Annotated in this window: 15 protein-coding genes and 1 pseudogene; 6 read left to right on the top strand and 10 right to left on the bottom strand. The window is 44.3% G+C overall.

Going from position 1 to position 13716, the window contains the following annotated elements:
* A pseudogene (locus RIG66_RS23090) lies at nucleotides 1-192 on the top strand (four helix bundle protein); the annotation flags it as partial.
* Here the strand turns inward: RIG66_RS23090 and RIG66_RS23095 are convergent.
* The 7 genes from RIG66_RS23095 to RIG66_RS23125 form a co-directional block, all read right to left on the bottom strand.
* Nucleotides 170-478, bottom strand: a complete 309-nt coding sequence (locus RIG66_RS23095; RefSeq protein ID WP_446381052.1) for a hypothetical protein — start codon at nucleotides 476-478, stop codon at nucleotides 170-172. The pseudogene RIG66_RS23090 and the gene RIG66_RS23095 overlap by 23 nt on opposite strands.
* A gap of 3 nt (nucleotides 479-481) precedes the next feature.
* Nucleotides 482-910, bottom strand: a complete 429-nt coding sequence (locus RIG66_RS23100; protein ID WP_446381053.1) for a four helix bundle protein — start codon at nucleotides 908-910, stop codon at nucleotides 482-484.
* Between the two features lie 56 nt (nucleotides 911-966).
* Complete coding sequence (locus tag RIG66_RS23105) at nucleotides 967-1707, bottom strand: DUF429 domain-containing protein (protein WP_446381129.1); 741 nt, start codon at nucleotides 1705-1707, stop codon at nucleotides 967-969.
* Nucleotides 1704-2624 (bottom strand): hydrogenase nickel incorporation protein HypB, encoded by a 921-nt coding sequence (hypB, locus tag RIG66_RS23110; RefSeq protein WP_446381054.1) that lies wholly within the window; start codon nucleotides 2622-2624, stop codon nucleotides 1704-1706. Before hypB ends, RIG66_RS23105 begins: the two co-directional genes overlap by 4 nt.
* The gene (locus RIG66_RS23115) at nucleotides 2615-2953 is read right to left on the bottom strand and encodes a hydrogenase maturation nickel metallochaperone HypA/HybF (protein WP_446381055.1); all 339 of its coding nucleotides are present in this window, start codon (nucleotides 2951-2953) and stop codon (nucleotides 2615-2617) included. The genes hypB and RIG66_RS23115 overlap by 10 nt, the downstream gene beginning before the upstream one ends.
* 243 nt (nucleotides 2954-3196) lie before the next feature.
* Complete coding sequence (locus RIG66_RS23120) at nucleotides 3197-3727, bottom strand: YHS domain-containing (seleno)protein (RefSeq protein WP_446381056.1); 531 nt, start codon at nucleotides 3725-3727, stop codon at nucleotides 3197-3199.
* A 551-nt stretch (nucleotides 3728-4278) separates the two neighbouring features.
* Nucleotides 4279-4668 (bottom strand): pentapeptide repeat-containing protein, encoded by a 390-nt coding sequence (locus RIG66_RS23125; RefSeq protein ID WP_446381057.1) that lies wholly within the window; start codon nucleotides 4666-4668, stop codon nucleotides 4279-4281.
* A 163-nt stretch (nucleotides 4669-4831) separates the two neighbouring features.
* Here RIG66_RS23125 and RIG66_RS23130 point away from each other — a divergent pair, with 163 nt between their 5' ends.
* Entirely contained in the window at nucleotides 4832-5191 is a 360-nt protein-coding gene (locus tag RIG66_RS23130) for a DUF4342 domain-containing protein (RefSeq protein ID WP_044210663.1), read from the top strand.
* Nucleotides 5192-5295: 104 nt separating this feature from the next.
* Here the strand turns inward: RIG66_RS23130 and RIG66_RS23135 are convergent, their stop codons facing one another.
* The gene (locus RIG66_RS23135; protein ID WP_446381058.1) at nucleotides 5296-6036 is read right to left on the bottom strand and encodes a hypothetical protein; all 741 of its coding nucleotides are present in this window, start codon (nucleotides 6034-6036) and stop codon (nucleotides 5296-5298) included.
* 473 nt (nucleotides 6037-6509) lie between these two features.
* Here RIG66_RS23135 and RIG66_RS23140 point away from each other — a divergent pair, with 473 nt between their 5' ends.
* From RIG66_RS23140 to RIG66_RS23155, 4 genes are all read left to right on the top strand, one after another.
* Nucleotides 6510-6770, top strand: coding sequence for a hypothetical protein (locus tag RIG66_RS23140; protein WP_446381059.1), 261 nt, complete (start codon nucleotides 6510-6512; stop codon nucleotides 6768-6770).
* A gap of 177 nt (nucleotides 6771-6947) precedes the next feature.
* On the top strand, nucleotides 6948-10109 hold the full coding sequence (locus RIG66_RS23145; protein ID WP_446381060.1) for a DEAD/DEAH box helicase: 3162 nt from the start codon (nucleotides 6948-6950) through the stop codon (nucleotides 10107-10109).
* A 61-nt stretch (nucleotides 10110-10170) separates the two neighbouring features.
* Nucleotides 10171-11457, top strand: a complete 1287-nt coding sequence (locus tag RIG66_RS23150) for a DNA cytosine methyltransferase (protein ID WP_446381061.1) — start codon at nucleotides 10171-10173, stop codon at nucleotides 11455-11457.
* 394 nt (nucleotides 11458-11851) lie between these two features.
* Nucleotides 11852-12055 (top strand): hypothetical protein, encoded by a 204-nt coding sequence (locus RIG66_RS23155; protein WP_446340310.1) that lies wholly within the window; start codon nucleotides 11852-11854, stop codon nucleotides 12053-12055.
* 165 nt (nucleotides 12056-12220) lie between these two features.
* Here the strand turns inward: RIG66_RS23155 and RIG66_RS23160 are convergent, their stop codons facing one another.
* Nucleotides 12221-13000, bottom strand: a complete 780-nt coding sequence (locus tag RIG66_RS23160) for a hypothetical protein (protein WP_446381062.1) — start codon at nucleotides 12998-13000, stop codon at nucleotides 12221-12223.
* 54 nt (nucleotides 13001-13054) lie between these two features.
* Entirely contained in the window at nucleotides 13055-13399 is a 345-nt protein-coding gene (locus RIG66_RS23165) for a TMEM14 family protein (RefSeq protein ID WP_446355357.1), read from the bottom strand.
* Nucleotides 13400-13716: the final 317 nt, after the last annotated feature.

The following is a 13716-nucleotide window of genomic DNA, read 5'->3' on the forward strand; positions in this document are numbered from 1 at the left end:
TTTATCAAAAAGCGTTTGATGCAGCTATGACTATTTTTGAAGTATCTACACAGTTTCCCATAGAAGAAAGATATTCTCTCACTGATCAAATTCGACGATCCAGCAAGAGCCGTGTGCGCTAATTTAGCGGAAGCGTGGAGAAAGAGGAGGTATCAGGCATCATTTCTAGCTAAGTTGAATGACTTAGAATCCTCTTGAGTAAAGGTGCAAAGCATTGGCTGACATCTAACTCTCTTCTCTTTTCTCGTTTCTTTCCTTTTCTATCTTGATACCATTCTTTCTGTCTTTGTCTGACTGTATTGCTTTTTTCTCCTTTGATTTTAGCGATAAATTCTGAAACTCGGGTCAGACTACTTGAACCTGTCATCACCATGCCAAAGCTCCAAGTGGCTAAACCGATTACTTCAGGCAAAGATAAATGAGAAAAATGAGAGGAGACAATTTTTGACCAGTCTTTTAAATGTTTATTTCTTAACATAGCTCAACCAATTAACCAATTTTCTGGATGATTAATCATCTTGACTAATCCGCTTAAAATTTGATTATATGTATGATATATTTTTCTCCCTTGCTCCGTTGATATATACTCACATTTAACAGCAAATTTCAGCCAAACCTGCGTTTCAGCACTTTCGGCTTCACAATCATTTAACTTAGCCAGAAACGATGCTTTATACCTTCTTTTTCTCCACGCTTCTGCTAAGTTAGCACACACAGCACGAGATGAACGTCTAATTTGGTCAGTTAGAGAATATCTTTCTTCTAGGGGAAATTGTTTTGATATTTCAAAAATAGTCATGGCTGCATCAAACGCTTTTTGATAGATAATAAGATCTTCATGAGTTTTTATGTTTTTTTTGTCTTCTTCCTTGTCCACTTTCCCTCCAGGTCTTCCAAGTCTTACCCCCATTATACCGTCAAGGTAAAAAACCTACCCTTGTGAGTTGGGGGAGAGGGGGTTGTGGCTTAAGTTGACACGACAGGTGCAGGGACAATAATATAACCCGTACTGACATCACCCAATACCCAATTCCGCTCAATCCCCCAATACCACCAGTACGCCGCAATATAGGCACAGATTAAACTATCCAGTTTATCTTCTAGTTCCTTCAGCGTCGCCCCCGTAAATCGTTCCAAAAAACTACCATTTAAACCATCAATCCCATCAAGTTTTGGTTCTAAACTCGGCAATACCTCCCGAATTAAATGATAAAGTTTTAATAATTCCCCTTGACGTTCTGCCAGTTTTCCTTTCTTATATTTCAGAATCCGATTTAATCCAAATAAATGAACGATCGCGGGATGGGGAAAGACCTCAATTTGATAGCGTCCCAGGGTTTGAGGCGTTATCTGGGGGGCGTGAATAAATCCCCGTGCTTCCAAACTCAGACCAAACTCTATTGTGCGTTGAGCAAAAGGGCGCTGGCGATTGGCGGGATAACAACCCGCGTGGTAGCGGTGAAAATACCGATGACTAAGTTTATCCGGGAGGCGCATTCCCGTGGCATTGGGAATCAGCGTGGGGGCGTCTACGGCGATGAGGGCGGGTTCAGTGGCGGCTGTCCAATTGTCAATCCAATTCAGGATATCAACTGTGGCTTGTTGACGGTTTAATTCTAATAGCTGAAGCTGTCCATCTGACCAATTTAAGCAACATAAACCACTTGCACCCGACGTCCAACCGAGGTCAATTCCGATAAATTTCATGGGGATTGACACTGGTAATTTAACCATTCATACCAACCCTCTAGCCCAACACCTGTTTTTGCCGAAACCTGAAACACCTGCATCTGAGGATTAACCGTTCGCGCATACTCAATACAGCGTTCCACATCAAAGTCTACATAAGGCAACAGGTCAATTTTCGTCAGAATCATCACTTGGCTAGCACGGAACATATGAGGATATTTAATCGGCTTATCATCGCCCTCAGTTACCGATAAAATCGCCACCTTTGCCTGTTCCCCCAAATCAAATAAGGCGGGACAAACAAGATTTCCCACATTCTCAATCATCACCACAGAATTGAGGGGAGGATTGAGTTGAGTGCAACCCCGTTCCACCATCGCCGCTTCCAAATGACACCCGGTTCCGGTATTAATTTGGACAACCTTACACCCAGTTTGTTGAATCTTCTGGGCATCATTCGCCGTAGCTTGATCCCCTTCAATCACATTAATCGGCAATTGTGCCTGTAAATCCTGAATCGTGCGCGTCAATAACGTCGTTTTACCCGCCCCCGGAGAACTCACTAGATTTAGCGCCAAAATATTACGCCCTTTAAACCATCCCCGGTTTTGGGCAGCAATTAGATCATTTTTTCCCAGGATATCCGCTTCCAGGGAGATTTTTGTACCGTGAACCTGGGCGTGAACTTGAGAGGCTTCATCGTGGTGATTCCCCGACGAATCGTGAGTGTGAGTGTGGGTGATGACTCGACCATCGGGCAAAGTGTGAGTATGGGAGTGGCTAGATGAGGAGGAGTGCGTGACAACAGTCCCATCAGGTAATGTATGGGTATGATTTGGGTCATGATTGGAGTTAGCCATGGTAAAAACCTCCCCCGTTTCCGGATTAGTAAGCGTGGTGTCAGCACCATCAGAACAGCCGCAGGTTACACACATGGTTCGACCTCCATTTCCTTAATTTTCAGTTCTTGACCCGATATTATATCCAGTTCTACACTACCGCATTCACAGAGACCAAAAGGTTGATCGAGGGGAATTTGGGCATTACAGTGACGACAGCGACCAATACCTGGAATTTCAATGATATCGAGAGTTGCCCCTTCTAAGGGAGTGTCTTTGCTACAAACATCAAAACAAAATAGCACCGCATCCGGCATTATCGCCGCTAACTGACCAATTTCCAGGCAAACTCGTCGCACTTTTGCCCCTTTAGCATGTTCGGCAACGATATCAACGATATTTTGTGTGATTCCCAGTTCGTGCAATGGTCTATTCCGTTACAGAGGATCTCCGATTTAATTTTATCTCGTTTTTAGGTAAGAGCGTAGGTGATCAAGGGAAAGCTTCCCGAAGCCTAATTCAGATGCTCTTAGCCTGGGGAATACGTTAGGACATCAGTTAGTTCAAGAGGGAACTCTTAACAGGGAAGAGGGAACATTAAAGAATGTCCTAACCTGTCTTAGTACCGCTATACCTAATCCCTTTAAATGTACAGAAATACCTTGGTATCACTCCTCCAAAACCTGGGGCCAGTTCTGATTAGCTTGAGCAATATGTCCCGGAACATCTTTTTCCCAACGTTGCTGAATACGTCGATTGAAATTTAGGTAAAGTTTACCGTCCACAATTTTCCAAGCATTCGGATCAATCGGAGCCGTGTAGCCTTGGCTTACCGCCCAAGCACAATATCCCCCATATTGAGGAGCATATTGCTCAGGATTATTGGCAAACAAGTCACGATTTTCTGCACTGGCAAATCGCCAGGTGGCTCCTTGCCATTCATATTCAAATTCGGCACGACCGGGAAGGGGTTGTCCTTGGGTAAAGTATGCCACAGGATCGGTACCTTTTATCGCCACCCCATCCTCTACATAAAAGCTGACTAGAGTTGTCTGCTTGTTAGCAGGATTAGCCACAGGGCTAGGATTGCTTTGTTGAGTTTGGCTTTCCACGTTAGCAGAGGGAGTTGTATTGGCATTATTGCAAGCGGTTAAGCCCAGCAAGACAATAGAGGCGAAGGTTAAGTAGGTAATTTTCATTGATGCTGGTGTTTCTGGAACTGATTTTCTCACTTAATGACTAGAATACTACTGGGTTCTGAAACGGTGGTGAAAGTTAGATGAGTTAAGACTGAGTTATCCTGAGGAAGCCCTTAAGTGAAATGGTACTCAATTAAGGCGGGTGGGCAATGCCCACCCTACTGGCGTGACCCAGCTAAAATGGTGAAATAGATTTGGTTCGTAGTGAGGGCTAAAGCCCTCTCCAGCTAGGCGTTAAAGCACGCTTTGTGCTTACTACAAACAAAGTCCTATTTTAACCCGGTTACGCCACTACTGGCGTGGCACACCTTATTTGATGAATTAGAATTACGCCCCGAAACCGTAGGGGCGCAAAGACTTGCGCCCGATTCAATGATAAAATCTATTCCACAATTTTAGTTGAAACTGTTGCCTGTTGCCTGTTCCCTGTTGCCTCTCCCCACCACAACACTTATTCAGCCGCCTCTAAGTTAGTCCATTTTAATGGACTTGAGCTTTTAGCCCGGAGTTTGAACTCCGGGCTACTCCAGGTTCCGGGCGGGTTTTCTGACTTACTCACACCCTTGCTCAGAGGTTTCGCCATCGGGCATAATCACACCGCAAAGGTTTGCCCGTTTCAGGTTCACATCAGTCAAATTCGTTAATCTCAAATAAGTCCCCCTCAAATCAGCCCCTTTGAGATTCGCATCGGTCAAATCTGCCCGTCTCAAATCGGCTTCCCTGAGATCAGCCCCTCTCAAATCCGCATCTCTCAAATCAGTATCTCTCAAATCAGCGAGTCTCAAGTCTGCATCTCTCAAATTTGCTCCTTCTAAAGCACATCGGCGACAGGCTCCAGTGTCCAATAATTGGCGAACCTGATCCGCATTTTCTGCCCGGATAGGAGTCGCTAATCCTAATCCAGTCAGTAAAAAAACCATTACCAAGATTTTTGGATACATTTTTCCTTTCTTTGTCAAGTGCCCATAGATGTATTGTGCCAAACTCTACGGTAGAGATTTCTTTATATAGTCCCGAATCATCCAATCAATTCAACCTAACTGGTGAACTCTCTAGCAACTGAGTTCGTTACCCTGAAAGATAGTGACATACAGAAGCTTAACCATGAACGAACCCATTCGCACAGAAGAAAGCGTCGAAGAGATTAACGCTAACACCGTTCCTCTAGAAAATGAGTTACAGTCTATTGAACCCGACGTTGATACCACAACCCAAGTCAATGTCGAAGAATTCACCATTAGTGGCGATGACTTAGTGGGTAAAGTGAGGGAACTGATCCATCAGGGTAACATTCGCCGGATTATCGTCAAGAACGAAGAAGATCAAATCTTAATCGAAATTCCCCTAACCGTTGGCGTCGTGGGTGGAGTCGTTGGGGTGACGCTGTTTCCCGTCATCGCGGCTGTCGGTGCGATCGGGGCGCTGGTTGCTCGTTTGAAACTCGTGATTGAGCGACGAGAGTAGGCAAAGCCAATCGTTTTAAGTGTAGGGGCGGGTTTTACTACTATCATTTATTTCGCACCCATAAGTAACTAAACCCGCCCTGACTTAGTTTCCTGTCTCGCCCATCAGCGCAAAAATTCTGAAGGCAAAAGCGGTTGATTTGTTTGTTCAGTTTTCAATGTCGGCGGACGTACATTCCCAGGCGTTGGGGGTTTTGATGGAAGTTCATAGCGCTGCGTTCCCCAACCCCAATTCCTATCTTCCGGTTTAACCACAGGGGGAGTTTTTCGACCCGTTGGCAGAGGAATCCGTTGGCTTTGAGTGACTTTAACATAAGGCTGACCTTCGTTCGTAAAGCGAACCAGTTGACCTTCAAGTTCGGGTGTTTGGATGGTTTGATTTTCTACAGTCGGCAGTTGACCCTGTGGATCAAATAATGCCACAAATGATACATCAGCAGAGGGTTGCAAGGAGTCACCAATGGGCGATTGATCCAGTTGCCATGCTTCCCGGAAATGTCCATCGGGCGCTACTTGCCATAAATTTAGCGTGGCTTGCCATTTTCCGTCCTCAACTCTGACCACTTGACGATCCAGAATGGAATAAGGAGAATACGATTCATCCCGATAAACCGCCTGATCCGGAAACCGTAAATCGCGAATTGCGGCTACGGTTATTTGACTTTGATCAGGGAGATTCGTTGTGCCACTCAAGCTGTAGAGCCCAGGACGACCTGCGGCTTGGGCGTTGAGTGTTAAATTAATATCTTCTGAGTCTTGAAATGAACAGCTTGTACACCAAAGTAATAGTAGGACTATAATCGTCCAATTCCGAAAAAAAGATAGGCGGCGCATTTTATTTGTCATTTGTCATTTGTCATTTGTCATTTGTCTTCGGAGCCAAGTATTCCCCTGTAGGGGCGGGTTTAGGGACTAAAGTCAGCTATTGCTGAAATAACGGAAAAACAAAACCCGCCCTCCTCACCGATAACGGAAAAACAAAACCCGCCCTTTCTCATCGATAACTGATCAGCAAAACCCGCCCTTATTCAATTGTCGGGGTTCTGTAGAGGCGTACATAAGTTATAAATTCTAGGGGACACAATGCTTCCACGACCAATAATTGTGCTGAATTGAGATGCTTCCCTAACCGACTACGTCTGGAACAGCATCGGATTTGACGACTGATCCAATGTTATAGTAGTCCCATCGACTGACTATCATAGCAATTTTCTTTGCATACTGTGTAGGTATGTACGATCAAATCTTGGAGCTGGGATGAACGAAGGTATACTAGCTTATTTTTACGGGTTTCGATAATTGAAAAATAAAAAATAGTAATGCTTGACCTAGCCAAAATAAAACTTATAGCTCAATCCTATTCTCCTCAAGAATTATTCGCTGCCCTAGTTTGGCAACGCCGCTTCAATGAGTTTGACGGTGAGGAAGTGATTACGGATCTTGCAAAAAACTCGTCTTTATGGGCAAGTTTTATGTTCACAAAACCGATTTTTGCTCCCGACGAAAATGGTTTGAGCTTTAGCGGTGTGATTGATACGCTTCTGGCAATGGCAAACTATCGTCCAATGCCTGAAAACTGATGGCTCGATTAGAAGCTGGGGTTTCGGATCAGGAAATGCAACGCGATCGCGACGCGGTGGTGATTTCCTATTGGTGGGATTGAAAATTAACCAAAGCTGTCCTTATCCCCTACTGTACAATAATTGAACAAGCAGACCTGATAGGAATAACGCGCTGGCAGAATGCTGGCTTAGATCATGGCTGATCCAAACTGGGAAACGCTGAAGACGTTTCTCCACCAATTGTTGTTGATTACTTTACCCAGCAACGAAGATGTATCTGTGGTGCATACGTTCCTGGCAGAGAACTCTGATAAGCTGAATGAGACGTTTGCCCTGGTGCTACAGGAATGGGCGATCGCAAGGTTGGCTGAATTGGATGATCGTCACAAGCCGGATCTGGCGAGACGCCTGCGGGGAATTAGTCAATTCATTAACCAGTTTCCTGGCGGCGATCGCACGGATAATCTGGAAATTGTCCGCATTGGCTACGAAATTGCCGCTCAGGTTTTCACTCAGGCTGATGATCCCCAGGATTGGGCGCAAACTCACTATTATTTGGGGTTAATTTATTTAGAGCGGAATAAAGGCGATCGCATTCAGAACCTACGCCAAGCCATTCAACGATTGGAAGCCGCTTTAACCGTCTACACCGCCGCCTTTCCCGATCAACGAGCCGAGATAGAAACCCATCTGGAATGCGCCTACCTAGAAATTCGACAGCATGATTTAATTGAACCCAGCCATCCTCGATTATCCTCAACCCCTGCATCGTCTCCGTCAGCAACTCCCCAAGTCAGTGAAGCCGACATCGCCGCGATTCAACCCCCTGCATTTCGGGCGATCGCTCAAAGCCTACTCGACGGGGAAAAGTTAACCGCTGTAGAAATTACTCCCGCTTCCCAGGAAAAGGCGGAACCCTTACCCCAGGATTTACCCAAAGTTCTCCACTACGCCTTAAATACCATTGGCATCCACTCTCTATGGTCTCATCAGTACGCCTCATTACAGGCGTTGCGTCAAGGAGGAGATATTTTACTCTCAACCCCAACAGCCAGTGGCAAAACTCTAGCGTTTCTCCTTCCGATTCTGGAAACCTGTCTGATCGATCCCCACGCCACCGCCCTATTTATTTTTCCCTTAAAGGCGTTGGCGGTGGATCAGTTGCGGCAAATTCACGACATTATTGACCTAATCCCGAAGTTTCAGCAGATTAATGTCGTGATGCTGACGGGAGATGTTCCCATGGCGGAACGGATTAAATTATTAGAACAATCGCCGCAAATTGTTTGTATCACCCCTGACTTACTCCACCATCAACTTTTTAAAGTTTTTAAACCGCAATGGCAATCGTGGCAAGGGTTTCTGAGAAATCTGCGTTATTTGGTAATTGATGAAGCCCATACTTATCGCGGTAGTTTTGGTGCCCACTTTGCCAATCTAATGCGACGATTACGATTAGCGATCGATCAAAGTGGTGGAGATTCCACTCAATTACAACATATCTTTGCCACGGCTACGATTGGCAATCCAGAGGAATTAGCCGAAACCTTTAGTGGAAGACAGGGAAATTTATCGCTAATCGAGAACAGTGGTGCAGCAACGGCGGCGCGGACAACCCTCTGTTTAGCACCATCTAAGTATGCCAATATTGAATCTTGTGCGATTGTCTTAGCTTGGTTAGAGCAAGGATTAAAGGGGATTGTTTTTTGTAATAGTCGCATTTCCCTCAAATCTCTCTTAAATCAAATCCAAGAACATCTAGAGCAACGGGGACAAGGTTATCTTAAATCCCAAGTGAGGATATTTTATGGTTCCCTTAAATCTCATCATCGTCGCCAAATCATTCAGCAACTGAGTGCGGGAGAAATTAGTATTATTCTGGCAACCTCAGCCTTAGAAGCAGGGATTGATATTCCGGAATTGGATTGTTGCTTACTGCGCGGTTATCCCGGTTCACTGATGCAGTTACGTCAACGTCAAGGAAGGGCGGGACGGAAAAGCCCTGGTTTAGTGATTTTTCTGCCCATTGCCCAAAACGCCTTGGATTATTTTTATGGGAATAACCCGGACTTATTGTTAAGAGGTGAAGTTGAAAGTGCGGTATGTAATCCCGATTATCAAGTCTTCCTCAAACAGCATTTACTTTGTGGGGCTTGTGAGAGTGGGATTCCGTTGGAGAAATTCTATCAATATTTTGGTCAGTCCGCCGCAGACATTGCTATTCAGTTGATGAATCAACATCAGTTATCCCTTTCTCGCCACCAGCACTTGTGGACGAAACCTTATCCCCATAAAGACGTGCAAATGCGAGGAACGAACCATTTTACGGTGACATTGGTGGATCAACAGACGGGGGAAGAATTTGAGGAATTGGATGAAAAACACGCCCAGCGAGAAGTCTTTCCTGAGGCAATTTATCAGCATCAGTCACCTTGGGGCGATCGGGTTTGGTATTCTTGTCAAAGTCTGGATTTGCAGAATCAACAGGCAATTTTAAAACCTCTAGCTGAAGATCCCCAGCAGTTAACTCGTGCGGAGCAAGAAACTGAGATTGAACTCAAATCTAACTTAGCTGAACCGAAGATTTTGCCAACAAGAATTCCGGAAGGACGAATACGCCTAATTCTGGGTTGGGGAGAAATTACCGATTACGTTAATGGATATACACTCTACAGTCTAGAATACGACAAAACCTGCCAAAATTTTCAATGTCGGCGATACCATACACCTGTCAAAGAAGCTCAATGTCCAGACTGTCGGCGCAGAACACGGTTTGCTGAAATCCAGAAACGGATTAAAACGGTGAATTTTGAGCAGCCTTATTTAACTCGACTGGAAGCACCTGTACTGCAAATTGAAGTTAATCAACCGATTCAGGACTATTTGACTCAACAGGTTAAAGGAATCAAACAAAAATTGGTTCAGCAGTATGGGAAGACTATTCCTAGTGACTATACCTGTCTTTGGTCTTGTCCGCCAGAACGGATTGCGTTACATTCTATTACTCACCAAATTAATTTGGCTGTACCCTTATTAATTCTAAGTGAGACTCAGGAGGTAAATAGTCTAATCGTGAACAAACCCAACCGTCAACACACCTTACCCACAATTGGGTATTGGTTTGATACAACCCCAGGGGGAAATGGGGTATCTGAGGCTATTTTTCATCGCTTCTGGGACTTTGCGTTCAAAGCTAAGGTGTTAGCAGAAGGGTGTGACTGTGATCAGGGTTGTCCTCGCTGTTTAATGCAGCACAGTTGTCCTGAAAGTAATGCGGCGTTGAACAAGAGTTTGGGACTGTCACTATTGGAAATTATCAGTCAGATGGAGACGTTACCTCTACCTTCTGAACGTTAGGATAAAAAGGCAGAAGATTGTACATTAGACTGCAACTTGGTATAAAACAACGGATGAGGGGATGGCAAAATTAGGGTATCGACCTGTCGCCATTGATTTATTTGCAGGTGTTGGTGGGTTTTCCTTGGGAATCGAACAGGCGGGGTTTGATGTGGCGATCGCAGTGGAAAAAGACCCGATTCACGCGGCTGTCTATAAGTTTAATTTTCCCCAGACTCATGTCTTGTGCGCTGATGTGACTGAGTTGACGGGAACACATATCCAGAAAGCCTTGCGGAATTGGTGCGATCGCCAAAAACGTCCGGTTCGAGTTAGCGATCGCGACAGGATGGACATAGACTTAGTATTTGGTGGACCCCCTTGTCAGGGATTCTCTGGGATGGGGAAACGTCAGGTTTGTGACAAACGTAACCTTTTAGTCTTTGAGTTCTGTCGCTTGGTCAAAGAACTCCAGCCGCGTTATTTTCTGATGGAGAATGTTCCGGGTTTAGGGTGGAAAAAATACCAAGACTTATTGAATCGGTTGCAATGGGAGTTTAACGCCGCCGGATATGAGATAACTCAACCGATACAAGTCCTCAACGCGGTTAATTTTGGTGTACCCCAGCAGCGACAACGGTTATTTGTGTTGGGAAATCAGGTGGGAGTTAAACCTGTAACCTATCCTCAGCCTCAATTGCAATCATCCTCCGAATTTTGTACCGTTCGGGATGCGATCGCGGATTTACCGAATTTAGATGATTTTCCTGAACTCCAAACCTCAGACTGGGTAGAACTGACACTCCCCCAGTTAAAATTACTCCAGGCATTAGCCATGCCTTACGTAGAAAAACTACGAAATATCATAAGCGATCCCTTTAATTTTGCCCATCCCCGCAAATGGAATCCATTCCTCTTAACCAGTTCTAAGCGAACCCAACACAATCCAGCCTCTATTGAACGGTTTAATCAAACACCACCGGGTCAATTGGAAGCAATTAGTCGCTTACAACGCCTAGACTGGGGCAAACCCTGCTACACTCTACGGGCAGGTACTGGATATGATCGGGGTAGCTATACCTCCCCCCGTCCCATTCATCCTGAATATCCACGGGTAATTTCAGTACGAGAAGCCGCACGTTTACATTCATTTCCGGACTGGTTTCGCTTTCATGGGACGAAATGGCATGGATTTCGACAGGTAGGGAATGCTGTACCGCCACGACTCGGACGAGTCTTAGGTCATCAAATCATCGCCGCCTTGGGAGTTGAACCCTCGCCGCCAACTCTTACCCTCACCCTAAGAGACTCGCACCTATTAGAATTAGGTCAGGTCAAAGCATTTAAGTATTGGAAACAAAAGGTATAAGTAGGTGGGGACAATTAAAGTTAATGGCGGAGATTGTCATTCGTCATTTGTCATTTGTCATTTGTAAGGGTTTGAGGTCGTATTGATTGATACAGCGCTTTTCAAGTGAGGTACACAGACAGATCCCAAACTTCTTGAAGAAGTCGGGGATCTTGCTTAGAGACTGTACCTCAGTTGCATAGTCATCCCTAACATTTTGTGATTTAGATCACCTAAAAAAGACAAACTTATCATAATCCTTCCTCAGGAAGCATCACTTGGCGAATCAATACTTATCACAATTTTGGTTAAGTCATAATCACTGACAATCTGCTGATTTGATCACGTTAAAAAATCGATAAGTTCTTTAATATATTTTATACAAGGAGAGATACACCACGTTGCCAAAGACCCAATGAAATCTGCTCAAGTTTGCTTTCCCAAATTTCCCGTCCAGCAAATTGCCCATCGCATTATTGATATGCGTCAAATTAGCTGGATTGATCAACAACTATTTATGTCAGCCCTTTTATCGAAGCAATCACTCTCAATGGAAGAGGAACACTTAGTTGAACGGATTTATGAAGGTTTAAATCGAGGATGGATTCGAGTCGTTTAATAGAATTAATTTGGGCTTATCAATTAATATCTCCCCCAGCTCCCAGACGTGCCATGGCACGTCTCTACATTTGCTTCCCCCGCTCCCCCAGCTCCCCCAGCTCCCCCAGCTCCCCCAGCTTCATCCTATCTACGAAGCTGCTCAAGTATGTTCATGCCCGATGCACTAGATTCGACCACTACCAATTTTTGGTAGAACTTCCTTTGCCCATAATTCATCAGAAATTTTAATTTGCTTGTCTTCAGGAACTCTTTGATTATATTGCTCTAATAACGCTGTAATAAGTTGAATATACTCTTTCAGTAAATCCCGAATTTCTTGTCGGGCTAATAAATTATAAGAATTAGATGTATTATTTTTTGCACTGAATTGCCGAATTACAGGCGCATTGAAGACAATCCAAAGAAATGGAGAATTAATAACTTCTTCCATCAATTCAATGAGTTCAGGTTGTAAAAATAAACAATATTTTTCCATCGTGCGGTTTAAGGATTCCTTAAACTGCGAACATTCACGTAATAGATAATCTGACCAATCCGCCTCAATTGCGCCCAATACAGGGGCTGGTTTTGAAAAATCTAGAAACGCTAATTCTTCAAAAAATGTATGATCAAATAAGTCAACGACTGTTTGATAATTTTTATCGGGTTTTTCGGCAATAGCCGCCTTAAACATATTAAAAAATAAATAAAAGTGACGTCGAAGCGGTCTCCTTAGTTGCAGGAATGCCACAGCTTCTAATTTTCTGCGTTGATTTTCTTGATCGATCGCAATGACCCGATCAATCGAAAAGACGACAATTAGAATGCCAGTAATTTCTGAGGCAATATCTAAAGAAAAAGATTTGAGCCAAGGATATTGACCCGAACTGATGAAATAAATGAAAAAGCAGCAGCCCAATAAGATAGGAAGTACAACATAAGGAGTTTTGAAAGATTTTCTCATCTTATCGCCTGCTACTTTGCTTGAGCGTCCGGGTTATTGAGAAAAGATACTCTTCTATTGCAAGAAACCCTCTGCTGCTAATAATCCTACAGAAAAGAGTACGGTAGCCATTAGCGAAAAAACCATCATCATGCCAGAAGGCATAAAGCTGCGGGTGCGGAAAAGGCGAATAATAAAAACGATAAATAACACTAGAGAAATGAATGTGGCGAGTCCGAGTCCCATAATGGGGATAATCCGACAAAGCCACCAAGCCACCAACAGTCCTAAACCACTACTGATACCCGAAATTAGGGATTTTTGGCTTTTGGCTTTGACATACCCGATTACGCCACCCACCAAAACGAGTAAAGCGTAGATTAAAACAAATCCGGTAATAATTGGCAATAAGTTGTTCATGTTAGGAAAATTTTGCTGGATATCAAGACTGACGATCCACTAATTTATCGTATTAATTATACTCTAGTAGCGCTACCTGGGAGGAGGCAGAAGGGTTCTTACGGATACCTTCTCGTTTCAGCCGTAGAAAGTCTTAACCTGGAGGGCGACAAGCTATATCTGCTTTGTCGTCTCTGGTTAACTGATGAGTTACTTCCGCCGCGCTATGGTAGTAAATCAGACAAAAATGACTGCCCTTTACGGCAGCCCAATCCCCCGCCTCCCGTCTTCATTAGACGGGGGAATAGCTTTTCCATGACTCTATTAGGCTTTTACTT

Origin of the sequence: Coleofasciculus sp. E2-BRE-01, assembly GCF_040221695.1 — a bacterium.
In the GTDB taxonomy this organism is placed as follows: domain Bacteria; phylum Cyanobacteriota; class Cyanobacteriia; order Cyanobacteriales; family Coleofasciculaceae; genus Coleofasciculus.